General features: G+C 62.8%; 21 protein-coding genes. 4 read left to right on the forward strand and 17 right to left on the reverse strand.

Annotated elements, in window-relative coordinates:
- Positions 1–13: 13 nt before the first annotated feature.
- Genes Q7U49_RS01620 through Q7U49_RS01655 form a run of 8 tightly spaced genes read right to left on the reverse strand, consistent with a single transcriptional unit; the run spans position 14 to position 11,594 of the window.
- Entirely contained in the window at positions 14–2,524 is a 2,511-nt protein-coding gene (locus Q7U49_RS01620; protein WP_304762005.1) for an EAL domain-containing protein, read from the reverse strand.
- A gap of 31 nt (positions 2,525–2,555) precedes the next feature.
- Entirely contained in the window at positions 2,556–3,980 is a 1,425-nt protein-coding gene (locus Q7U49_RS01625; protein ID WP_304762006.1) for a sensor histidine kinase, read from the reverse strand.
- A gap of 14 nt (positions 3,981–3,994) precedes the next feature.
- Positions 3,995–4,699, reverse strand: coding sequence for a response regulator transcription factor (locus Q7U49_RS01630; RefSeq protein WP_304762007.1), 705 nt, complete (start codon positions 4,697–4,699; stop codon positions 3,995–3,997).
- A gap of 37 nt (positions 4,700–4,736) precedes the next feature.
- The gene (locus Q7U49_RS01635) at positions 4,737–5,993 is read right to left on the reverse strand and encodes a multifunctional CCA addition/repair protein (protein WP_304762008.1); all 1,257 of its coding nucleotides are present in this window, start codon (positions 5,991–5,993) and stop codon (positions 4,737–4,739) included.
- A 16-nt stretch (positions 5,994–6,009) separates the two neighbouring features.
- Complete coding sequence (locus Q7U49_RS01640) at positions 6,010–6,690, reverse strand: glutathione S-transferase family protein (RefSeq protein WP_304762009.1); 681 nt, start codon at positions 6,688–6,690, stop codon at positions 6,010–6,012.
- Positions 6,687–9,269 carry an EAL domain-containing protein gene (locus Q7U49_RS01645; protein ID WP_304762010.1) on the reverse strand — a complete coding sequence of 861 codons (2,583 nt, stop codon included), beginning with the start codon at positions 9,267–9,269 and terminating at the stop codon, positions 6,687–6,689. The genes Q7U49_RS01640 and Q7U49_RS01645 overlap by 4 nt, the downstream gene beginning before the upstream one ends.
- Positions 9,257–9,547 (reverse strand): hypothetical protein, encoded by a 291-nt coding sequence (locus Q7U49_RS01650; protein WP_304762011.1) that lies wholly within the window; start codon positions 9,545–9,547, stop codon positions 9,257–9,259. Before Q7U49_RS01650 ends, Q7U49_RS01645 begins: the two co-directional genes overlap by 13 nt.
- Positions 9,548–9,596: 49 nt before the next feature.
- Positions 9,597–11,594: a lytic transglycosylase domain-containing protein gene (locus tag Q7U49_RS01655; protein WP_304762012.1), complete on the reverse strand. Its 1,998-nt coding sequence runs from the start codon at positions 11,592–11,594 to the stop codon at positions 9,597–9,599.
- A 9-nt stretch (positions 11,595–11,603) separates the two neighbouring features.
- On the opposite strand from Q7U49_RS01655, the gene Q7U49_RS01660 reads away from it, so the two are divergent.
- Positions 11,604–12,203 (forward strand): 5-formyltetrahydrofolate cyclo-ligase, encoded by a 600-nt coding sequence (locus tag Q7U49_RS01660; protein ID WP_304762013.1) that lies wholly within the window; start codon positions 11,604–11,606, stop codon positions 12,201–12,203.
- A 5-nt stretch (positions 12,204–12,208) separates the two neighbouring features.
- Positions 12,209–13,306: a tRNA preQ1(34) S-adenosylmethionine ribosyltransferase-isomerase QueA gene (gene queA / locus Q7U49_RS01665; protein WP_304762014.1), complete on the forward strand. Its 1,098-nt coding sequence runs from the start codon at positions 12,209–12,211 to the stop codon at positions 13,304–13,306.
- Here the strand turns inward: queA and Q7U49_RS01670 are convergent.
- The 3 genes from Q7U49_RS01670 to Q7U49_RS01680 all read right to left on the reverse strand — a co-directional run bounded on the left by Q7U49_RS01670 (position 13,284) and on the right by Q7U49_RS01680 (position 14,441).
- Positions 13,284–13,715, reverse strand: coding sequence for a c-type cytochrome (locus Q7U49_RS01670; RefSeq protein WP_304762015.1), 432 nt, complete (start codon positions 13,713–13,715; stop codon positions 13,284–13,286). The genes queA and Q7U49_RS01670 overlap by 23 nt on opposite strands.
- 124 nt (positions 13,716–13,839) lie before the next feature.
- Positions 13,840–14,214 carry a type II toxin-antitoxin system VapC family toxin gene (locus Q7U49_RS01675; protein WP_304762016.1) on the reverse strand — a complete coding sequence of 125 codons (375 nt, stop codon included), beginning with the start codon at positions 14,212–14,214 and terminating at the stop codon, positions 13,840–13,842.
- Positions 14,211–14,441: an AbrB/MazE/SpoVT family DNA-binding domain-containing protein gene (locus Q7U49_RS01680; protein ID WP_304762017.1), complete on the reverse strand. Its 231-nt coding sequence runs from the start codon at positions 14,439–14,441 to the stop codon at positions 14,211–14,213. The genes Q7U49_RS01675 and Q7U49_RS01680 overlap by 4 nt, the downstream gene beginning before the upstream one ends.
- A 231-nt stretch (positions 14,442–14,672) precedes the next feature.
- On the opposite strand from Q7U49_RS01680, the gene tgt reads away from it, so the two are divergent.
- Positions 14,673–15,878, forward strand: coding sequence for a tRNA guanosine(34) transglycosylase Tgt (gene tgt / locus Q7U49_RS01685; protein WP_304762170.1), 1,206 nt, complete (start codon positions 14,673–14,675; stop codon positions 15,876–15,878).
- Between the two features lie 2 nt (positions 15,879–15,880).
- Here tgt and Q7U49_RS01690 read toward each other — a convergent pair whose 3' ends face one another.
- The 5 genes from Q7U49_RS01690 to Q7U49_RS01710 form a co-directional block, all read right to left on the reverse strand.
- Positions 15,881–17,149, reverse strand: coding sequence for an FIST N-terminal domain-containing protein (locus tag Q7U49_RS01690; RefSeq protein WP_304762018.1), 1,269 nt, complete (start codon positions 17,147–17,149; stop codon positions 15,881–15,883).
- A gap of 30 nt (positions 17,150–17,179) precedes the next feature.
- Positions 17,180–17,818 carry a PhaM family polyhydroxyalkanoate granule multifunctional regulatory protein gene (locus tag Q7U49_RS01695; RefSeq protein WP_304762019.1) on the reverse strand — a complete coding sequence of 213 codons (639 nt, stop codon included), beginning with the start codon at positions 17,816–17,818 and terminating at the stop codon, positions 17,180–17,182.
- 101 nt (positions 17,819–17,919) lie between these two features.
- Positions 17,920–20,217, reverse strand: a complete 2,298-nt coding sequence (locus tag Q7U49_RS01700) for a TonB-dependent siderophore receptor (protein ID WP_304762020.1) — start codon at positions 20,215–20,217, stop codon at positions 17,920–17,922.
- A gap of 217 nt (positions 20,218–20,434) precedes the next feature.
- Positions 20,435–20,941: a copper chaperone PCu(A)C gene (locus Q7U49_RS01705; RefSeq protein WP_370653946.1), complete on the reverse strand. Its 507-nt coding sequence runs from the start codon at positions 20,939–20,941 to the stop codon at positions 20,435–20,437.
- A 219-nt stretch (positions 20,942–21,160) separates the two neighbouring features.
- Entirely contained in the window at positions 21,161–21,535 is a 375-nt protein-coding gene (locus Q7U49_RS01710; protein WP_304762021.1) for a DUF2946 family protein, read from the reverse strand.
- Positions 21,536–21,588: 53 nt separating this feature from the next.
- Between Q7U49_RS01710 and Q7U49_RS01715 the strand changes: the two genes are divergently transcribed.
- Positions 21,589–22,002: a VOC family protein gene (locus tag Q7U49_RS01715; RefSeq protein ID WP_304762022.1), complete on the forward strand. Its 414-nt coding sequence runs from the start codon at positions 21,589–21,591 to the stop codon at positions 22,000–22,002.
- Here Q7U49_RS01715 and Q7U49_RS01720 read toward each other — a convergent pair whose 3' ends face one another.
- Positions 22,003–22,770 carry a FadR/GntR family transcriptional regulator gene (locus Q7U49_RS01720; protein WP_304762023.1) on the reverse strand — a complete coding sequence of 256 codons (768 nt, stop codon included), beginning with the start codon at positions 22,768–22,770 and terminating at the stop codon, positions 22,003–22,005.
- Positions 22,771–22,774 lie beyond the last annotated feature (4 nt).

Consider the following 22,774-nt stretch of genomic DNA (forward strand, 5'->3'; position numbering starts at 1 on the left):
GCAGCCTGGCTGGTCAAGCAGCCTCGCGCAGCGCCTCGTCAGACTTTTGCACCATGGCTGCGAATTCGGCCGGACCCACCGGGCGCGAGTAAAAATAGCCTTGCGCGTAATCACAGCCCGCGGCTTTCAGCAGGTCACGCTGCTCCAGCGTCTCCACGCCCTCGGCGATCACTTTCATGCCCAGTGCGTGCGCCATGGCAATGATGGCCTGGCACAGCACCAGGTCGGTGGTACCCACCTTCAGGTCGCGCACAAATGACTGGTCGATCTTGATGAAGTCGATGTCGAATTTCTGCAGGTAGGACAGTGACGAGTAGCCTGTGCCAAAGTCGTCGAGTGACACGTTGATGCCCTCGTCGCGCAATTTGAGCAACTGATCGACCACGCCGTTGCTGGTCGACAGCAGCAAGCCCTCGGTGATCTCCACCACCACACTTTCACCGGGCAGTCCGAGCACACGCAACTGGTCGATCCAGGAAACGTGATTGGGGTTCGGGTTCTCGAACTGCAAGGGGGACTTGTTGACACTGACCTGAAACTCGGGGTGCAGGTCGGCACGCCAGCATTTCACCTGGGCGGCCGCCTGGGCAAAAATCCAATCTCCGAGTTCCACAATCAGGCCACTGCTTTCTGCCACCGGAATAAACTCGGCCGGGCTGATCAGGCCGCGTTTGGGATGCTGCCAGCGAATCAAGGCCTCAGCCTTGTGGATCTCGCCGGTGGCCAGGGTCACAATGGGCTGGTAGACCATGCGGAACTCCTGCGCCGGCAGGGCAGCCCGCAAATCGTGGGTCAGCTGGGCGCGCTGCATGGCGGCCTCCTGCAGCGCCGGAGTGAAAAAGCTGAACCGGTTACGCCCTGCCGCCTTGGCCACATAGAGCGCCTGATCGGCATTTTTCAGCAGGTCTTCCACCTCCATGGTGTCGGTCGGGTACACCGTGACACCCATGCTGGCCGACACAAAAACCTGGTCCAGCCCCAGGTGGAACGAAGCGCTCAAGGTGTTGAGCAGCTTGGGCAGGATGCTTTGCAGATTGGACTCGTCGGTCAGGCTGGTGATGATGACCGTGAACTCGTCGCCACCCATGCGCGCCACGGTGTCGGTTTCACGCAGGCAACGCTGGATGCGCTGCGCTGCCTCGACCAGCAAATCGTCGCCACGGTCGTGCCCCAGCGTGTCGTTGACTTCCTTGAAGTGATCGAGGTCGATGAACAACAGCGCCAGTTTGTGCCCGTTGCGACGGCATTTCTTGATTTCCTGGACCAGCCGCTCGCGCATCAGCCGCCGGTTGGGCAAGCCGGTCAGCGCATCGAAGTGCGCCTGCTGCCAGACCAGCGCATCGGCCGTCTTGCGCTCGGTGATGTCGGCGTGGGTGCCCAGCATGCGCAGCGCCTGGCCCTGGGCATCACGGCTGATCACCATGCCCCGGCTGTGCACCCACTTCCAGCTGCCGTCCTTGCACAGCACCCGGTGCTCATTGCTGTAGGTGAGCGTGAGGCCATCCAGATGCGCCTGCCGGTCGTGCTGCACGCGGCCCACGTCCTCGGGGTGAACCAGGGCATCGAGCTCGGCCACGCTGGCCTGGAGTTCGCCATCGTCATAACCGTACATGCGCAGCAGATTGGGCGACAGGTACTGCTCACCACTTTGCACCTGCAGGTCCCAGACGCCGTCGCCCACGCTTTCCAGCGCCAATTTCCAGCGTGCCTCGCTGTCGCGCAGCGCCATCTCGGTCTGTTTGCGTCGGGTGATGTCCTGCACGATGGCGGTGCGTTTGACCGCGCGGCCATTGACCCAGTTGGTGGTCCCCCGCGAGTGCAGCCAGATGCGCCGCCCCTTCAGGGTCAGCATTTCAATCTCGAACTCATGGGTCGATGTGGACTGGCCCGACGGCTGGTAAGACGCCTCCTCGACGGCCTGTGAATCTTCGGTATGGAGCGGCTTGATCGTGGCGGGCGACGGACTGAAGTCCTGCGGGCTGGTCTCGAAAATGCGGTAAACGCCGTCGGTCCAGGTCACCTGCTCGCGCAGCAAGTCCACTTCCCAGCCACCCAGCTCGGCCAGTGCCTGGGTGGCAAAAAGCAACTGGTTGGCGCGCTTGCGGCCGGCCTCTGCCTGCACATAGTCGCTGACGTCCAGCACGGTCTGCACCAGACCGGTCCCGGGCAGGCGCCGGGTTTGCACTTGCAGGGTACGCCCCAAATGCTTCAGGCGCAGGTAATGCTCGGTGGGCTCAGCCGGGTCGTCGGCGTCGCTGGCAAGCCCGGACGGCTGGTCCAGCGGATGGGGGGCGCCGGCGAAATCACCGCGCTGCATCTGAAAATCATAAATCTCGCGCAGGGACGGGCTGCTGGCCAGGAACTCTGGTGGCACGTCGAGCAACTCGGACAGACACGGATTGAAAAGGCTCACACAGCCGTGGGCGTCATACACACAAACGCCCTGACTGATATGGGCCAGCATGGCCTGCCAAAGCTCGTGTGTTGCCTGCCCGGTGCTGATTTCAGAATTGACATTCACCATGAATTTTCACCATAAAAAATAATAGCAAGGCTCAAACCAACACGTTTTCAAGCACCCTGGCCGGCAAGCACAACTGCACCCGCAGGCCCCGGGGCTGGGCCGCCAGAACCTGCGCGTGGCCACCATGGCGCTGCGCAATCTCAGCCACAATTGCCAGCCCCAGACCACAACCACCCGGCACATCGCTGGCCCGCCAAAAGCGTTCGAACACATGCGGAAAGTCCTGCGCCGACAAGCCCGGGCCGTTGTCGGCGACTTCGAGCACCACCTGTGGGCCCTGCTCCCGCACACGCAAGGTCACCTCGCTGCCAGCGCCAGCATACCTCAGCGCGTTGTCAATCAAATTATTCAGTGCTTCACGCAACAGGAAAGCCTCGCCGGCGAGCATCAGGTGGTCAGCCCCTTCGTAACCCAAGTCTATCCCGGCCTTGAGCGCGCGTGGCGTCCAGTCACGCGCCACTTCGCGCGCCAGGCTGGCCACATCCAGCGGCTGCAGCTTGACTTCCACTTCGTTGCGTGCCAACGACAACAACTGTTGCACCAAATGGGCGCTGCGCTGGGCACCCGACAGCACCTTGGTCAGCCGTGCGCGCAAGGCCTGTGGGTCGTTTTCAGCCAGCGCCAGCTCGGTCTGACTGATCAAGCCAGCCAGCGGCGTGCGCAACTGGTGCGCAGCATCGTTCAAGAAGCGCTTTTCCTGACCCAGACTGCGCCGCACCGCGCTCAGCAGGTGGTTCACGGCGCTGGCCAGCGCGTGCACTTCCTGCGGCGCCTCGGTCATCTCGATCGGCGACACATCCGACAGCGCCTGGTTGCGCCGATCCCCCAGCTGCGCCTGCAGCCGGGTCAGGGGCTGCAGGCCGCGGGAAATGCCACCGTAGACCAGCACGCTGAGCACGATACCCAACAACAGCAACGGCGCCAGCATGTCGGCAATCAGCTCGGTGGTCAAACGTTGTTGCACCGCCAGGCTCTTGGCCACCTGGACCCGCATGCGCTGGGGCGCACCCGCATCGCCATAATCCACCTCGATCAGCGCCACCCGCATGGGTTTGCCGTCCACCCGGGCGTTGTACAGCAGCGCTTCATGGGTCGGTGGCTGCGCTGCTTCAGCCGGCCCCGGCAGTTGGCCGTTGCCCAACAGGAAACTGCCGGGCGGACTCGACACCATGTAGCTCACCCGGTCCTCGGGGTCCTGCTCGATGATGTCTTGCGCCGCTCGGGGAAAGTCGATGAGCAGGCCTGAACCAATCGGTTTGACCTGACGCGCCAGCGAACGCACCGACTGGGTCAGTGACTGGTCGATGGCCTTCTCGGTGTAATTCAGTGCCATGCGGTAAGCCAGGGCACCGCCCACCAGAAACAACACCAGCTGGGGCAGCAGCAACCACAGCAACAACTGGCGCTTGAGTGACAAGCCCTGCCCGTGGTGTTGCGTTGCAGTGGGCAGAGTCATTGGCGCATGCAGGTTCAGGCGACACCCGTTTCCAGCATGTAACCCAGGCCGCGCACATTGCGAATATTCAGGCCGGAATCCACCAGCTTGCGCCGCAGGCGGTGGATATACACCTCCAGCGCATTGGAAGCCAAGGCACCGGGCTCACCGGGCTCGCTCTGCCAGGTTTCCAGCACATCCTCGCGGCTCACCACACGCCCGGCATGGGTGACCAGCAAGGATAACAGGGCCCATTCGCGCTGCGTGAGCTCCAGCGCCTCGTCCCCCAGCCAGGCCTGCGGCAGGACGGCATCGACACGCAGCGGCCGGGCGGACTGGCTGCCGGCCAATTCCAGCGAGCCGCCAAATGCCGGCAGCCGGGCACGCCGCAGCAGGGAACCCATGCGGGCCTGCAGCTCCGCCATGTTGAAGGGTTTGGTCAGGTAATCGTCGGCGCCTGCGTTGAGCCCCTGCACCCGGTCATCCACACCTTCGCGCGCGGTCAAAATGAGCACCGGCAGGGCGGGCAGGCGCTTGCGCACCCAGCGCAGCAATTCCATGCCACTGATTTTGGGCAGGCCCAGGTCGAGCACCACGCCGTCAAAACGCTGCGTTTCCAGCAAGGTCTGCGCGGCCTCGCCATCGGCCGCGGCCGTGACCAGGTGGCCGGCCTGGGTGAACTGCGCACTCAGGCCATCGCGCAGCAATTCGTCGTCTTCAATGATCAGCAAACTAGACATGTGGCAAGCATACCCGACGCGTTCACGCCTGCGGTCGTCAAGCAGCCAGGACCGTCCGCACCGCAGCCACGCGGGCGGTGTGCACGGCCTCGGCAATGTGCTGCCCTTTGGCACCGCGCGCCACGGCACTGGCGGCGACCTCACCGGTGTCGATCCCCTGAGCCGCCGCCAGCACCGCCTGCAAACGCGGGCGCTGCGGGTAGGCGGAATCAAAGTAGCCCAGGCGCCCGCGCGCATCACACTCGCAGGCCAGCAGGATCTGAGCGAAACGCGCCGGTTTGCGCAGCGCGTCGCAGCGCTCCAGCAGCCGCACCAAAGCGGCGGCATCAAACTCGCTTGAGCGGTGAATATTGCTGTGCTCGCGCGCCATCACCTCGGCCAGTTCCCGGCATTCGGTGGGCACCCGCAGACGCGTGCACAGGTTACGCAGCAAGCCGACGCTGCGCTGCTCGTGCCCCAGATGGCGCGGCAGGATATCGGCGGGCGTGTTGCCCTTGCCCAGGTCGTGGCAAAGGCAGGCCAGCCGCACCGGCAGGGGCGCCAGCAGGCGCGCGCTCATGTCCATCACCATCATCACGTGCACGCCGGTGTCGACCTCGGGGTGGTAGTCGGCGCGCTGCGCCACGCCCCACAGGCAGTCCACCTCGGGCAGCAAGCGGGCCAATGCGCCACAGTCGCGCAGCACGGCAAACATGCGCGACGGCATGGCCTCCATCAGGCCTCTGGCCAGCTCTTGCCAGACGCGCTCGGGAACCAGGTGGTCGACCTCGCCACTGGTGACCATCTCGCGCATGAGCGTCAAGGTTTCGGGTGTCATTGTGAACTCAGGAAAACGGGCCGCCAGGCGCGCCACACGCAGAATGCGCACCGGATCTTCGCGAAACGCCGGGCCAACGTGGCGAAACAATTTGTCGACCAGGTCCTGCACGCCGCCATGCGGATCGATAACGTGCTGGGGGTCAAAGACGCCGCCAGGGCCGAGCTGGTCGGCCGCGACCGCCAGGGCATTGATGCTGAGGTCACGCCGCGCCAGGTCCTGGGCCAGGCTCACGTCAGGCGCCGCATGAATGACAAAGCCGCGGTAGCCCGGCGCCGTCTTGCGCTCGGTGCGCGCCAGCGCATACTCCTCATGGGTTTGCGGGTGCAGGAACACCGGAAAGTCCTTGCCCACCGGCACAAAGCCCTGCGCCACCATGTGCTGCGGCGTGCTGCCCACCACCACCCAGTCGCGGTCCTGCACCGGCAGTCCCAACAGGGCATCACGCACCGCACCACCCACCATGTAGATCTGCATGCCGGGGCCCCCTGCTTCAGCGCGACAAGCGGTAAGGCTCTTCAAAGTCCAAAAAATCCTGCTCGGCCAGCGCACCATCAACCCATGCCTGGACGCCCGGCAAGGCGCACACCCGCGCCACATAGGCACTCACGTCAGCCGGCAAGGGCAAGGCGTAGCTGCGCAGGCGCATGCAGACCGGGGCATAAAAGGCATCGACCACGCTGAAGTCGCCAAATAACATGGGGCCACCGTGTTCGACCAGACATTGCCGCCACATGGCGATCAGGCGCGCCAGGTCGGCGCGCACGGCTGGCTGGTCACGCCAGACCAGGGCGCCCACCGCGGGCAGGCTGGCCTCGATGTTCATCGGGCAATGGCCGCGCAGGCCGGTAAAGCCGCTGTGCATTTCGGCACACAGGCTGCGTGCACGCGCCCGGGCGGCCCTGTCGCGGGGCCAAAGCACTTTTTCAGGAAACTGCTCGGCCAGGTATTCGGCAATGGCCAGCGTGTCCCACACCACCAGGTTACCGTCCACCAGCACCGGCACCTTGCCGGTGGGCGACAGCTTGCGCAGCGCGGCCTTGAAGTTTGAGTCGGGGCTAAAGGCGTCAAAGCGCAACATCACCTCTTCAAACGCAATACCGGCCTGGGTCAGCAGCACCCAGGGGCGCATCGACCAGGACGAATAATTCTTGTTGCCGATATAAAGTTTCATGAAGCAGCTTTCAAAGGCGTGATGCTAGCAGCCAGCGGCGGCGGCGCCGACGGCTGCTGGCTGAGCCCGCGCATCCAGGTCGCGTCGGCCTGCCAGCGCTGCGACCACTGCAACAACTCGGCCCCGGGCATGGGCTTGGCAATGCCGTAACCCTGGGCCAGTTCGCAGCCCAGCTGCAGCAGGGCGCTGCCGTGTGCCAGAGTTTCAACCCCTTCGGCGATGACCTCGCGCTTGAACGCATGGGCCAGACCGATGACTCCCTGCAAAATCGCCAGGTCGTCGGCATCGTCGAGCATGTCACGGACAAAACTCTGGTCAATCTTGATGCGCGCCACCGGCAGCCGCTTGAGGTAGTTCAGCGACGAGTAGCCGGTACCAAAATCGTCGAGCGCAAACAACACCCCCATCAGCCGGCATTGCTCGATGACATGGGTCACCCCGCTGATATCTTCCAGCGCGGTGGTTTCCAGAACTTCGAGTTCCAGTCGGCCGGACAGCACCGTCGGGTGTTGGGCCAAAATGGTTTGCAGGCGCCCGAGAAAATCGCGCTGCTGCAATTGGCGCGCGCCCACGTTGACACTGACCGGCAGATCAAGCCCCTGGGCATGCCAGGCCTGCACCTGATCGAGCGCGGTATGGATGACCCATTCGCCCACTTCGATCGCCAGCGCATGGTTCTCGATGACGGGCAAAAAAAGCCCCGGTCCGAGCAGGCCACGGGTCGGATGCTGCCAGCGGATCAGTGCCTCCACGCCCACCAGCCGGCCACTGCGCATGTTGACCTCGGGCTGGTAGTACAGCGTCAGCTGACCACTTCCCAACGCCTCCCGGATTTCCTCCAGGCTCTCATTGTGACCCCGCACGCTGCGGTCGTGTTCGGTGTCGAAAATATGAAACCGGTTCTTGCCCAGCAGCTTGGCCTGGTACATGGCCTGGTCAGCCTGGCGCTGCAACTGGTCGGCATCAATGTCCGACTCCTGCGGGTAAAAGGTCACCCCCAGGCTGGCCGTGACCCGCAAGCGGGCATCGTTAAAAACGATGGGCTCGGTGATCGCAGCCAACAAGCGCGTGAGCATGGGCAGCAGCTCGGCGTCGTTGGCCACGTCGACCAGCACCGCCACAAACTCGTCACCCCCCAAACGCGCCAGCGTGTCGCCCTCACGCAGGGTCAGTTTCATGCGGTTGGCCAGCACCGCCAGCAAATGGTCACCGGCATCATGACCAAAACTGTCGTTGATGGCCTTGAAACCGTCCAGGTCCAGAAACAGCACCGCCAGCTTGAGACCGCGGCGCTGGCATTGCAGCATCGACTGGCTCAGGCGGTCCGCCAGCAACACGCGGTTGGGCAGATTGGTCAGGGCATCAAAGTGCGCCACATGGTGCAGTTGCTGCGCATGCTGCTTGGCCTCGGTGATGTCGGAAAAAATGGCCACGTAATGCTGGGGTCGGCCGTGGTCGTCAAACACCGTGCTGATGGTCAGCATCTCGGCATAGAGGTCGCCATTTTTCCGGCAGTTCCAGACATCGCCATACCAGTGACCCTTGTCCTGCAGATCGCGCCACATGGCCTCGTAAAACGCCTTTTCCTGCCGCCCGGAGCGCAGGAAGCGCGGATTTCGGCCAATCACTTCATCGTGGGTATAGCCCGTGATCAGGCTGAAGGCTTGATTCACGTCGATGATCGCCCCCTTGGTGTCGGTGATCATGATGCCTTCGCGGGCGGTACCAAAGACACTGGCCGCCAGCGTGAGCTTTTCTTCGGCGCGCTTGCGCTGGGTGACATCCGAGATAAAACCGTGCCACAACACGGAGCCATCGGGTTCGCGTTCCGGCATCGCGCTGGCATGCATCCAGCTCTCGGTGTCTGTGTCGGCGTCGAGGCGAATGCGGTATTCGTGCTCCCAGGGCGTCAACTGCTGGGCGGATTGCTGGATGCTGGCCGTCACAGCAGCCAGGTCGTCCGGATGGATCATGGCGAACACCGGGCTGGCATCGTGCTGCACATCGGCCGGGTTCAGTCGATGCCGGTACAAGGCGCCGATAGCCTCGCTGACATAGGGGAAAGAGGCTGTTCCGTCCGGGCGCAGCCTGAATTGGTAAAGCACCCCCGGCACGCGACTGGCAATTTTCTTGAACCGGTTGAACACCTCATCGTGCGCCAGGCGCGCCTGTTTTTTTTCGGTGATATCGGAGATCACCCCCACATAGTGGCGCAAGTTGCCCTGCTCGTCATGTGATGTGCTGATGGCCAGTTGGGCATCAAACAAGCTGCCGTCCTTGCGCCGGTTCACCAGCTCCCCGCGCCACCGGCCGGTTTGCTTCAATTGGTCCCACAGCGCTGCATAGAAAGCCCGGTCCTGTTGCCCTGAGGAGAGGATCCGGGGATTGCACCCCAGCACCTCTTGCTCCGGGTAGCCCGTCATGCGCGTGAACGCCGCATTGACCGACAGGATGTTGGCCTCGTGATCTGTCACGAGAATGGATTCGGAACTGGCTTCAAAAACAGCCGCATTGATACGCAGCACGCGCTCAACCTGCGCACGCTGCTCAGACAATGAGCGCTGTTTCAGCAAGACCATCTGCCGATTGCAAAGGGCCGACGGTCATCAACAACACCGGGATCAGTGTGCCCATCAAGGTTTTGACTTCGGTGCGCCATCTCGATGTCAACGCCGGACAGCGTATGCGTTTTGGGGTTGCGGTAAGTGATGCTGTAGCAGTCAGGCCAGAGGCACACGCGCACCAGCTTGCTGACTTGAATACTTGCCAGGCGGCTGGCCGGGGCGGTCTGGGCCGGGGCCGAGACCGACACACCCGGGGCGGTAGCCAGCAAAACAGACAGGTAGGCAAGGCGCATGGGGTCTCCGGATGGTCAGCCAATGAGAGAGAAGCCCCCGATGATACGTTCAGGGCAGGTCATTGGCGGCAACTGTGCCGTCGGCCACCCGTGGACCCACCTTGCCCAGCCGTGCCTTGAGCGACTGGGTCTGGCCACTGATCATGGCGGCGTAAATGGTGGTGTTGGCCAGCACTTTCTTGACGTAATCGCGGGTTTCGGTAAAGGGCACATTTTCGGCCCAGATGGCGGCCTCCAGCACCGGTGCGCCGGCTTGTCCGCGCCAGGCACGCGGCCGACCGGGGCCGGCGTTGTAAGCCGCGGCGGCCATCGGCATCGAGCCGGCAAAGTCATCGAGCACCAGCTTGAGGTAACCGGTGCCAATGGCAATATTGGTGTCGCGCTCGGTGATCTGGTGCGGCTTGAAGTCGGTCATGCCGATTTTTTTGGCGGTCCAGCTCGCCGTGGCCGGCATCACCTGCATCAGGCCGGAAGCCCCCACGACCGAGCGGGCATCCACAATAAAGCGGCTTTCCTGGCGGATCAGGCCATAGACATAGGCCGGGTCCAGTCCGATCTCACGGCTGCGCACCAACACCGCCTGTTTGTGCGGCATGGGAAAGCGTTGCGCGAGGTCAATCACGCTCTTGGTGCGCTCGCTGGTGTTGATGCAACGGTCCCAGACCTCGTGGCGGCACGCCAGATCCGCCGCAGCCAGCAGCTCGCGGTCACCCATGCCACCGCGGGTGTGCAGATTGGTGCTGTAGTTCCATTCGCGCACCCCGTCCGCGCGCAAGCCAATGGCAATGGCCGCCAGCGCACGTTGCAAACCGGGGTTGCCATTGGCAGCGGCCTTTTCAGCTGCGGTCAGGGGTTCGGGCGGGGGCGGTGGCATGATCGCCAAGCCCAACTCTTCTTGTGCCAGCAACTCGTAGAAGCCCTGCACACCCGCCACGCTTTGCAGCAAGGCTTGGGCCTCGGCACGATCAGCTGGCATTTTGGCCAGCGCCAGCAAAGCCCGCGCGCGCCAGTAGACCCAGGCAGCCTCCTGGCGCTGGCTCTCGGTCATGGCCGCAGTGGCGGCTGCGACCTGTTCCCAGCGACCTGCACGCAGCGCAGCGCGCACTTTCCAGGCCAGGTGGTCGGCGTGCATCAGCTTGTCTTGCCCGTTCAGAAAAAAGGCCAACGCCTTGTCCGACTGGCGTATGGCAGCGCCTTTGCCGATCACACCCCAAACCCAGCTGCGCTCTTCCTGGCTGAGCTGGGTTTTCCAGCGCAGCTTGTCGACCTCAAGGGCGGCAAGCTCAGGGTCCTTGACCGCCAGGCGAATCATGGCGAGCGTGACCAGCTCTTTGGTGCGCGCGCGCAGCGCCAGCAGCCGGCCTTCAAGGTAATGCTCGGGATTGGCGTAGATGGCGCTGACCGTGTTGGCCCATTCGGGGTCCAGCAAGCCCACCGCCTGGACGGCCACGCGCGGCTTGCCGTTTTCCATCCCGAGCCGGGCACGCAGCCAGGCGGTATGCGCTGGCAGCTTTTTGGCCTGGAGCAACTGCCCGGCCGCCGTGGCACAGCCTTCATCGGCCTCGCGCAGGGCCAGCCAACGGTCTTCAACCTGTTGCGCCACATCGCGCTCGTTGGACTTGAAGTCGGTCAGCAAGGCATAACACTGGACCGAGCGGTCATCGTTCATGCGGAAATTGGGGTATTCGGCCATGAACGTGCCCCATTCCTGCTGCTGCCCCAGTAGCAGCAGCCAGTCGTTGCGCAAGCGGTCTTCCTGGTAGGTTCCAGCAAAGCGGGTTAAAAAACGACTGATCTCGTCGGGGGTGGCCGTCTCCAGGCGGGCACGCAGTTCCCAGTAAGCGGCCCAGGGCGCCAGCACATGGTTCTGGGCACGCGGCAACAGCTCGCTCAGGCGCTTGGTTTGACTCTTGTTGAAGGCTTCGCGCATGTCAAGCATCACAGCATCGGAGGCGCTGGTGCCGGCGCCCTGCGGCTGGGCCTGCGCGGGCAGGCCGGCCAGCGAAACCAGCAAGCCAATCAATGTCAAAATAGTTGTGAACTGCATAGAGTGATTATGAATAAATCTGAAGAACAAAAAGCCGCTGAAAAAAAAGCTTTGCGCAAGCGGCTGATTGACCAGCGCCTGCGCTTGCCGGACCGCACAGAGCGTGTGGCCATGCTGCAACAGGTACTGCGGATCTGGCTGGTGGGGCGCCCCGACACCGTGATTGGCGCTTACTGGCCCATCAAGGGAGAATTCGACCCCCTGCCCGCCCTGCACCGCTGGAAAGAAGACGGCGAACTCATCGAGCAGCAGCAACTGCGCAAAATTGGACTGCCCGTGGTGGATAAAGTTCATAAAACCATGGCTTTTCATACCTGGTACCCGGGCTGTCCGATGGAAGAGGACGCTTACGGCATCCCAAAACCCAAAGACACCGAGGTCATCACCCCCTCGCTGCTGTTTGTGGCCTGTGTCGGTTATGCGCCCGGAGGCTACCGCCTGGGTTACGGCGGCGGTTTTTATGACCGTACCCTGGCCAACCTGAACCCGCGCCCGTTCACCGTGGGCCTGGGCTTTGGCACCGACTTTTTACCTGACTTCGAACCCGAACCACACGACCTGCCGATGGACGCTATTTTGAACGACCACGGCGTGGTCTGGCCGGTGTAAGCCCCATGCCCCATACCTCCACGACAGCACGCACTTTCTGCCTGAGCGACTTTGACTTCGATTTGCCGCCCGAACTGATCGCCCAGCACCCGGCGCCTGAGCGTAGCGGTTCACGCTTGCTCGACGGCAGCGCCAGCGCGCCCACCGACCGCATCTTCCGGGATCTGCCCGGGCTACTCAAGGCAGGCGACCTGCTGGTGTTCAACGACACCCGTGTGATGAACGCGCGCCTGTTTGGCGAAAAGGCCACAGGCGGCAAACTGGAGTTGCTGATCGAGCGCGTACTCGGTGGCAACCAGGTGGCAGCGCACCTGCGTGTCAGCAAGAAGCCCGCCATTGGCGACACCATGTCTCTGGTCAGCGCGCCGGGTCACCCGGACAATGTGAGCGCCACGCTGCTGGGACGCTGGCCCGATGCAAACGGCGCGTTGTTTCGCTTTGTGCTGGCCAATGATGCGGGTGATGACCCTTACACCCTGATGGCGCGCCACGGCCATGTGCCCCTGCCGCCCTACATCACCCACACCGACTCGGCCGAGGACGCCCAGCGTTATCAGACCGTGTTTGCCAAAAATCTGGGCGCCGTGGCGGCGCCCACGGCCGCGCTGCATTTTGACAACACCCTGCTGGCGCAACTTGACGCCATGGGCGTGCAGCGCGCCCACGTCACGCTGCATGTGGGCGCGGGAACCTTTCAACCGGTCAAGACAGAAAACCTGTCCGAGCATCAGATGCACAGCGAGTGGTACGAGGTGCCGGTAGCCGCCCAGCAGGCCATTGCCGACTGTCGCGCGCGCGGCGGTCGGGTCGTGGCGGTGGGGACCACGACAGTGCGCACGCTCGAATCCTGGGCCCTGAGTGGCCAGCCGACCGGCGACACATGCATCTTTATCACCCCCGGTTTTGAATTCAGGGTGGTTGATGCCTTGGTCACCAACTTTCACCTGCCCAAGTCAAGCCTGATGATGCTGGTCAGCGCTTTTGCCGGGCACGAGCACATCATGGCGCTGTATGCCCATGCGATTCGCGAACGCTACCGATTTTTCAGCTACGGCGACGCCATGTTGCTGACGCGCGCGCTCAGCGGGCCTGAAGCCGGTTGATGTACTCGACCAGCAACAAAATGCGCCCCCGCACCAGGCCGTCTGCGTCGTAATTGCCACGGGCTTCATGGAGCCTCTGGGCATCATCAACCCGGTAAGCCTGGCCCCAGATCGGCATGTCGCGACTTCCATGGCTTGGCACACCCTTGCCGTCGATCACGTCATACATCCGGGTGACCGGCAGAATGCCCTGGTTTTTCTTGGCCAACTGGGTCAGGTCGGTTGCGCTGACACGCAGCAAGTCCCGCAGCGAGCCATCGCCCTTGCCCAACGGGCCATGGCAAACCGCGCAATTGGTGTCGTACTCCAACTTGCCCTGGTCGGTTTTTGCCTGCTGCGCCCAAATGGCACCGCTGCACAGCGCCAGTGACACGGCCATCAGGACGGTTTTTTTGCTGACATGTTTCATGGTGATGCTCCTGTTGATTGAACGGTGAAGCATCCTATGATTTGACGAAATTACCTCCGTTGCGAATTCTCATGCTTGGTGTGTCTGGCGCACCAACGCACGGCAAGCCTTGCGCACCTGGCGCTCAAGGCTTGGCAAAAAAATTCACCCCCGGCAGGCCCTGGTAGTCGACATCTTGCGTCCAGAACGTGGCGCCGAGTTCCAGTGCCAGGCTGTACATCATGGCATCGGCCATCGCCAGGCGGTGTTTGACGGCCACGCTGGCCGCCGCCACGGCCCGGCGGTCGGTGATGTCGAGCACCCGGCCCAGCCGCATCACGTCCAGGCACTGCGTGACCGCATCGGCTGGCACCTTGCGGCTGAGCACCTTGTGCACTTCAAACAGCGCAATCACAGGCACCAGCAGGGTGTTGCGCTGCTCGATCACGGGCTTGAACTTGGGGCCATTCGCGCCCGCAAGAAAAAATTCAATCCAGCCAGAAGAATCAACGACGTTCATTCAAATTCCCGATCAGGCTCTTTTTCAATCTCCAGATCGGCAGGATCGAGATTGTATTTTTTGAGCAGCCCGTAATACGCGCTCATCGGCAGTTCAGGCTTGATCACCAACTCTTGCCCGCGCAGTTCAAACTGGATGTGGGAACCCGGACCAATCCCCAGCTTGGCCCGCATGGCAGCCGGCAGCGTCACCTGCCCTTTGCTTGACACAATTGCTTCTGCTTGCATGGCAAATCCTTTACTTAAAGTTAAGTAAAGCACATCATAAACGTAAAGCAAATAAATGTCTAATCAGTCGGGTGATGCAAGCCTTTGACCCCGCATCTCACCCACCATCGCGCCCAAGGCCATGGCCTGCGCCCCAGATCAAAGACAATACCGCCCAAGCTCCTCTTCATCGCCATGACACACGATCACGATCATCCCCACGACCATCCGCATCCACCTCCGACCCAGCCCGTGGTTCAGTTCGACCTGTTGCGCACCGACCCGCCGCTGCCTGAGACCGGCTACGCCGGCAGCCATGCCCGCCGCGGCACGCTGGTGCTGAACCACGGCATGGTGCAAACCCCGATCTTCATGCCGGTCGGCACCTACGGCACGGTCAAGGGTGTGATGCCCAGCAGCCTGGAAGACATGGGCGCGCAAATCATCCTGGGCAACACCTTTCACCTCTGGATGCGCCCGGGGCTGGACGTGATGCAAAGCTTTGGCGGCCTGCACGACTTTGAGCGCTGGAACAAACCCATCCTCACCGACTCGGGCGGTTTCCAGGTCTGGAGCCTGGGCGCCATGCGCAAAATCACCGAGGAAGGCGTGCACTTCTCTTCGCCGGTGAACGGCGACAAGCTGTTCATGTCGCCCGAAGTGTCGATGCAGATCCAGACCACGCTGAACTCCGACATTGCCATGCAACTCGACGAATGCACGCCCTACCTGTCGGTCGAACCCAAAACAAAGGGCCAGAAAACGACCGAACACGAGGCCAGGGTCTCGATGGAAATGAGCCTGCGCTGGGCCAAACGCAGCCAGGACGAATTTGCCCGGCTGGAAAACCCCAACGCTCTGTTCGGCATTGTGCAGGGCGGCATGTTTGAGGGCCTGCGCCAGGAATCGCTGGAGCAACTGGTGGCCATGGACTTCCCCGGTTACGCGGTCGGCGGCGTCAGTGTGGGCGAGCCCAAAGAAGAAATGCTGCGCATCATGGCGCACACGCCGCACCGCCTGCCCTGGCACAAACCGCGTTACCTGATGGGCGTGGGCACGCCCGAAGACCTGGTCGAGGGTGTGGCGCAGGGCGTGGACATGTTCGACTGCGTGATGCCCACCCGCAACGCGCGCAACGGCACCCTGTTCACGCGTTTTGGCGACCTGAAAATGCGCAATGCGCGCCACAAGGCAGACCACGGGCCGCTCGACAGCACCTGCAGCTGCTACACCTGCAAAGGCACGACCCGGCCCAACGGCACGATCAGCGGCGGCTTTAGCCGAGCCTACCTGCACCACCTCGACCGCTGCGGCGAAATGCTCGGCCCGATGCTCGCCAGCATCCACAACCTGCACTACTACCTGAACCTGATGCGCGAGGTGCGCGCCGCACTCGATGCCGGCAGCTTTGGCGCTTTCCGCCAGCAGTTCAAGGCGGACCGGGCGCGCGGGGTGTAAATTTATTTACCAGTAAACACCGTCAGCACACCGGTGTAGCCATACAGATGATGGCGGGCAATCTCGCCGCCGGCAAAAAAGCCGATCAGCGGCACGTCGCCCAGCGCGCGGCGAATGATCTGCAGCTCGGCACTGTCGCCACCAAAATGGGCGCCACCGCGGCCTGAGCAGCTCACATAAATGGCGCCGGCAATGCCACGGGAGGCATGCGGTGCTGCTTCGGCTTCGGATTGCGCAAGCGCAGCGGCCGTTTCCAGCGCCTGCTCCTGCGGCTCCAGCTCTTCACGGATCTCGGCGCAAATGCGCATCAGGTCGGCGCGCGCGGCCTGCACGTTGCGCTGGCAAAACGCCAGCTCCATGCCTTCGGTCACGATGTCGGCCACCGCCACACCGGCACGTCCCGGGTCCAGGCCGATGATGTGGCGCACCAGCACATCGGGGCCAAAGTTACCGGTGCGCGTCACGGTTTGCGACGCATCCGCCAGGCTTTCAGGCGCGGTCAGCCCCACCAGTGTGGCGCGCACAGCTTTCAGCGCCTCGCGCGGCTCGTCCAGCGACACCTTCAGTTCGCGCAACATCACATCCAGTGCCGGCTCGCCATCCAGCGTCAGCACCACGTTGCGCTCGGCGCTGGTGACCTGGTGCGCGCGGCTGATGGGCAGGCAGCCCTGGGTGACGCGCGACACCAGCGCCACCTCGGAGCCAAAGGCCACGCCGCTCAAGCCGCCGCTGAAAACACCGCTGGCCGCGCCCTGCCCCTTGACATTGCCATTGCCCGACACGGCAAATTGCACTGTCGCACCACGGCTGGAGGCCAGTCCGCCAAACACATAACCGGAGTCGGTGCGCTGGGCCAATTCCTCGATCAGTTCACCCACATCAGGGGTATGGCCGTCGGCATGCACCAGTGCGGTGTGTGCCTCAAAGGCCAGCCCCAAGGGCGCCACGCCCGAGAACACCCGGTATTGGTCGCTGGGCAACTCACACAGCATGACGGCCAGCGCGGGCTCGTCAAAGTACTCGACATTGTTCGAGGCAATGCCCACGCCCACGGTACCGGACCAGTCGGTGACTTCAGGCAGTTCGGCGCTCAGGTGCTCCAGGATCTCCTGCGCCTGGGCAGCGTAGTGGTCGGTGATGTAAAGCAAGGCCAGGGTCGGGCTGCTGGCGTAACCGTGCAGCGCCATCTGGGCGCGCAGCTGCGCCAACACCAGGTTGGCGGCCATGCCCCACTGCGGATGGGTGGCATGCCCATAAGGAAACAATTTCATGACCCGGCCTGGCAGTTGCGGTGGTACAAGTTAGCGGCTTCGGGCACTGGATTTGGCCGCCACTTTTCTGGCCGTCTTGGCAGGTGCCTTTTTGCTCGCCACTTTTTTACGGGCAGGCTTGGGCGCAGCGGCAGGGGCGTCTTTCGCGGGTACCTTGTTGACGTCCTTCATGGCGCCCGCGGCAATATGCTGGAACTGCTGGGTCAGCGCAGTCCACAACTGCATCGGGTCGACCAAACCGGCCGCCGCAGTTGCCGGTTTGCTGGCTGGCTCAGCCGGCTTCTCCACCTCGGCCTGGGGTTTTTCCTGCACTTTTTCCGGCACTTTGCTGACCTGCTCCTGCGCGGCGTCCGTGGCCTTGAACTTGAATGCATTGGCCACCTCGCCCATACTCAGGTTCATGCCCTTGAGCGTGGCCAGGGTGAGTTTTTGCACCTCCAGCGCCTGCACCGTGGCGCCCAGCGCCTTGGAGTTTTGATCGAGCCAGAAATGCACCGCCTTGAGTTCGGCGATGCGCTTGTCCAGCTCTTCTTCATTGAGCGACGGCGCAATCCAGTTGGACAGGTTGGGCATTTGCGGCACCGCTTGCGTGGCGCCCTTGGCCAGGTTTTGCAAAAAGTCAAAGCCAGGAACAAATTTGGCAAAACCGTCGTTGTCTGAATGACTCATGTTTTTCTCCTGAAAAGTTGTTGTCGTGGCACAGGCAACAGCTTACCGCAAAGCGCCGGGCGTGAAACAGCTTTTCTCGGTGCCGCGCCGGGACTCCAAGGTCAAAACTTCAGGTTCACGCCCACATAAACCGAGCGCCCCATGCCCGGCACGGCAGTGCCGTAAGGCGTGCCCGTGCTGCTCATGGTGGTGCCCTGGCCGGTGTAGGCCCCGCCGGTGGGCAGGAAATAGAACTTGTCAAACAGGTTTTCCACACCGAAGTCCAGCCGCACGGTTTGCCACGAATAACTGCCACGCAGGTTGACCAGGCTGTAGCCGGGGGTCTTGATCTCGTTGCGCAGGGTCGAGCCATCGGTCTTGGCCTTGACTGCGACCAGCTCCAGACTGTTGTCCCAGGCACCGGTTTTCTGCGTCACCGTCAGCCGGGCGTTGCGCGGCATGATGTTGTACAAGCCGTCGCCCGTGTCCCGGTTCTTGCCGTGGGTGTAGTTCAACAGGCCCTTGAAACCAAACTCGCCCCAACTGGTTTTGGCCAGTGGCAGGTGGCCGGACAGATTGACCCCGTAGAGTCGCGCCGACTGGTTCATGTACTTCAACACACTGAAAGCGTTGGTGACCAGCGTGGTGGCAGCGGCGTTGGCGGTGGCATTCCACTGCACGGCATCGATGTAGTCGTCCACCTGGGTGAAGAACGGCGTGGCCTTGAAGCCCCAGGCCTTGTCAGCCGCGTGCCAGTCGAAGGTGGCGCTCAGGGTGTTGGCTTTCTCGGGCACAAGGCCCAGGTTGCCCACATAGCCGTTGCCGTCACCGACAAAATTGTTCATCAAAGCCGCCATCGTCCAGGTTGACCAGGTAAAGCGCTCGTACACGTTGGGCGAGCGCACCTTGTGGGCAAAGCCGAATTCAACGTCATAGTTGGCATTGGCGGTGTATTTGGCCAAGGCGCTCAGGTCGAGGTTGGTGTCGGTGCTGGCGTGGCTTTGAGCGTTGAAGGCGTTGGCATCGCGTGCTTGATTGCCCATGGCTGCAGGCGCCATGTTGTAGCCCGCAGCCTCGCCAGCATCCATCCTGACCTGCTCCAAACGCGCGCCAATCAGCGTCATCCACTGCGCGCTTTTTCCGCTTTCCAGCTCGGCAAACAGGGCCGTGCGGTCACGCTCGCCGTCCTTGATGTTCCAGAAGGTGCCCGGTGCCATACTCGCACCTGACGCTGGCCACCAGTCGTTGTTGCGGTATTGCTGCAGCTCGGCGCCGACGCGCAGCAGGTCTTGCGGGTTCAGGGCCACCCCGGCCTTGACACTGACACCGGTGGTTTTGCCCTCGGTGTACATCGGCATGCCGGCGGCACACGCCGAAGGGAAGGCCGTCACGACGCAGGGCACACCCGAATAACTGGGACCTGGCGGATTGCTGTACCAATATTTTTTGTCCGCGCCAAAGTCCATGAAGTGGTCCACGTTCTCCTGGTAGGCGCGGACCTCCAGCGAACCCCAGTCAAACTGGCCCAGGTAGCTCAGGTTCAGGCTGTCCTGCTTGTTGTAGAGCATGTCCATGCGCTGATTCGGGTAGAGCTGGAACGGCATGTCCTGGATGCCCAGCCTGGCCTCAAACAGGTGGTTGTCATTTTTGAACGCCAGGGCCAGGGTGTGGTTCAGGGTGTCGAAGGCGCTGGAGCCCACTTCGTCACGGGCCAGGATATGGCCTGGGCGCCCGGTGGCGTCATACGTTTTGAAATCGGCAGCGGCGCTGTAGTTGTCAGCCTGGCTGCTGGCCCCGCTGTAGCTGATGCTGAGCGCCTGCGTGGCGTAGCTGGCCGACAGATTGACACCGCTGGCCTTGTTGTTGCTGCGGTAAAACGTGCCGACCTCGCCTTTGACAATGGGCTTTTGGCCAGGTGCAGCGAACTCTGGCGCGCGCGACTCGGCGTTGATCGTGCCGCCAATGCTGTCGCCGCCGCTGCTAACCGGCGCGATACCGGCATACACCGTGAGCGCGCCCAGCTGGGTCGGGTCGATGTAGGACAGCGCCGGGTTCATGTGGTTGGGGCAGGAGGCAATCAAGTCCATGCCATCGACTTTGATGCGCAGACGGTCGTCGGCCAGGCCGTTGATGGCGGGCAGGCTCGACACACCCCCCGCACCGTACAGGCTCAGGCCCGGCACGTCGGTCAACAGGCTGGCAGTGTCACTGGTGGTGGCCAGTCTGGAGGCCAAAACGGCTGGATCGACCGGGGTCGCGCCCGGTGGCTGGGCCGTGTCGATTTTGCTGGCGTTCACCGTCACGGTGGGCAAACTTGCAGTGGCGGCCTCTTGTGCCAGGGCTTGGCTGCATTGCAGGCACAGCGCCGACATGGCCAGCGTCATGGCACGGGAGAATGGATGGGACTGAGGATAAGACATGGTGATTTTCTTGCCTTGATGGCGTTGTTCTAAAGGATGAAATGACTCCGTCGCCGTCTTGCTGGGCTGAAGATGGGCGTACTGACCCACAACACACGCACAGCACACACACGCCGGACCGGCGCGCGTTGCTGCAGTGGTGCAGATCCGGCGAAAACAGGAAAAATCGGGCCCGGGCGGGCCGTGGGCGTGCGCTTTCGCAAGCGCCCCTACAGCCTTACTTGGCTGGCATGTTGCCGTGCATGGAGTGGTCCATGGCGGCCGGTTTGACCATGCCACCCGGTGCCATGGCGGCCACGGGCAGCTTCAGCTCCAGCTTGCTCTCGGCACCCTTGGCGTCCTTGAACGTCAGGGTGACGGGTACGGTGCTGTCTTTGGCCAGCGCGGCTTTCAAGTCCATCAGCATCAGGTGGTAACCGCCGGGTTTGAGTTCCACGGCCTTGCCGGCGGGCAGGACCAAGCCGCCTTTGACCTCGGCCATTTTCATCACGCCACCCTCCATCTTCATTTCATGCACCTGCGCCACGCCGGCGGCCGGTGAGGCCACGCCGACCAGGGTGGCACCTTCCTTGGCCGTGATCGTCATGAACGCGCCGGTGGCCAACTGGCCCGTGACGGTGGCGCGGGCCCAGGCGTTTTTGACCTCAACGGCGGCATCGGCAGCCAGCACGCCGAACGTGGTCGCAGCCAGGGCGACGGCGGTCATCAGTGATTTGAATTTCATGGGGTTTCCTTCAGGATTAAAAAGGTCGGGACGACCGTATGAGTGACAGAAAAAAGATGGCTCAGGCCATGACGAAAAGAACACCAAGGGGATGGCCGCTTGAGCTGAGAAAAAGGGCTGCACCCGGCAGTGTTGTAGGGCGGACTTGCACCCGCCTGGTCGACTGAAGTCGACCCTACGACGGCCCGACAACAACCCAACAGCGACTCTGACGGGCGATCAGACTTTGGGGGGGGCGCGCGCTGGCGGTAGCGCAGCGGTCCGGGCGGCGATGATGGCCGCTGGAATACGCCGCAAGGCATGGGCCAGTGGCTGTGGCGCAGCCACGGTGTTCAACACCACAGGGGGTGGCGCACCCGCCACCAGGCACAAGGGACAAAACAGGGTGTCACCGCTGTCAGACGGGGCAGCGGTGGTGACCGTGCCGTCGTCCGCCAACACCACCTTGAGCATGCCCGCGCCGGTGCAGATCACCAGCTCGGTTTGCGGGTTGACCAAGGGCGAGGCCACTGCAGCGCCAAGCGTCAGGGCAAACCACAGCACAGCCAATTTGGCCAGCCAGGGTGCATTGCGCAGGGATTGCAGAAGGGTCATGGGGCGCGATTATGGCATCCCAACGTCTCCCCGGACCTGCTATCCTGCGGTCGATGAACAGCTTATTTCACCTGGCCTTCAACGTCACCGACCTCGACCAGACCCGCGCGTTCTACGGCGGCGTGCTGGGATGCCGCGAAGGACGCAGCACCGCGACCTGGGTCGATTTTGATTTTTTTGGACACCAACTCTCGATGCACCTGGGCGAGCCTTTCAAGACCACGCCCACGGGTCATGTGGGCGAGCATCTGGTGCCCATGCCGCACTTTGGCCTGGTGCTGGGGCTGCCCGACTGGCAGGCATTGGCCAAGCGCTTGACGAACGCCAACATCGACTTCGTCCTGCCGCCACAGTTGCGTTTTGCCGGGCAACCGGGTGAGCAGTGGACCATGTTCTTTTGCGACCCCTTCGGCAACCCGATCGAGGTCAAGGGCTTTGCCTCGCTGGCATCGCTTTACGCCAGCTGATCAGCCCGCAGGCGTTTCCCCCCATCGCCGCAGCGCACTTGAGCGCCGCTCTTCATCGAGCGCCTTGTCCTCGATGGCTTGGCGCACAAATTCAATGTGTTCACTGGCGGCGAGCGCCGCCTCCTGCGGCCTGTGCTCGCGAATGGCTTGCCAGATGGCACGGTGCTGTGCCCGCAAGTGACTCCAGCGCTGCGGCCGGGCGTGCAAGTGCATCAGGTTATTTGACACATGGCCGTGAATCACGCGCATCAGGCTGGCCGTGAGGTGACCGATCAGCACGTTGTGGGTGGCCTCGGCCACGGCTTGGTGAAAGGCGACGTCGGCGTCAATGCAGGCGCTCAAATCATCCCGTTCATAGCTGTTTTCAAGCGCTGCATAGACCTCGTCGAGTCGGCTGATGTCGAGATCGGTGGCACGGTCGGCTGCCAGCGAAGCCGCCTGGCTTTCCAGCATTTGGCGCACTTCAAGCAGGTCACGGTGCAGCAGGGGGTTGCCCTTGAGCATGTCCTGCCAGGGGTCGACAAAATGGGCATCGAGCCGGTCGGTCACATAGGTGCCGCCGCCATGGCGCGTGGTCAACAAGCCCCTGGACACCAATTTTTGCATCGCTTCCCGCAGCGAGGGTCGCGACACGCCCAGATCCAGAGCCAGCAGGCGCTCTGCAGGCAAGCGGTCGCCCGACTTGAGTGAGCCTTCAAGCATTCTTTTTTCGAGTTCACTGGCGACAGAGTCGGCCAGGCGAGGAGCACCGGGACGTGTTGAGATCATGCTT

Source organism: Rhodoferax sp. (assembly GCF_030653815.1).
In the GTDB taxonomy this organism is placed as follows: domain Bacteria; phylum Pseudomonadota; class Gammaproteobacteria; order Burkholderiales; family Burkholderiaceae_C; genus Rhodoferax.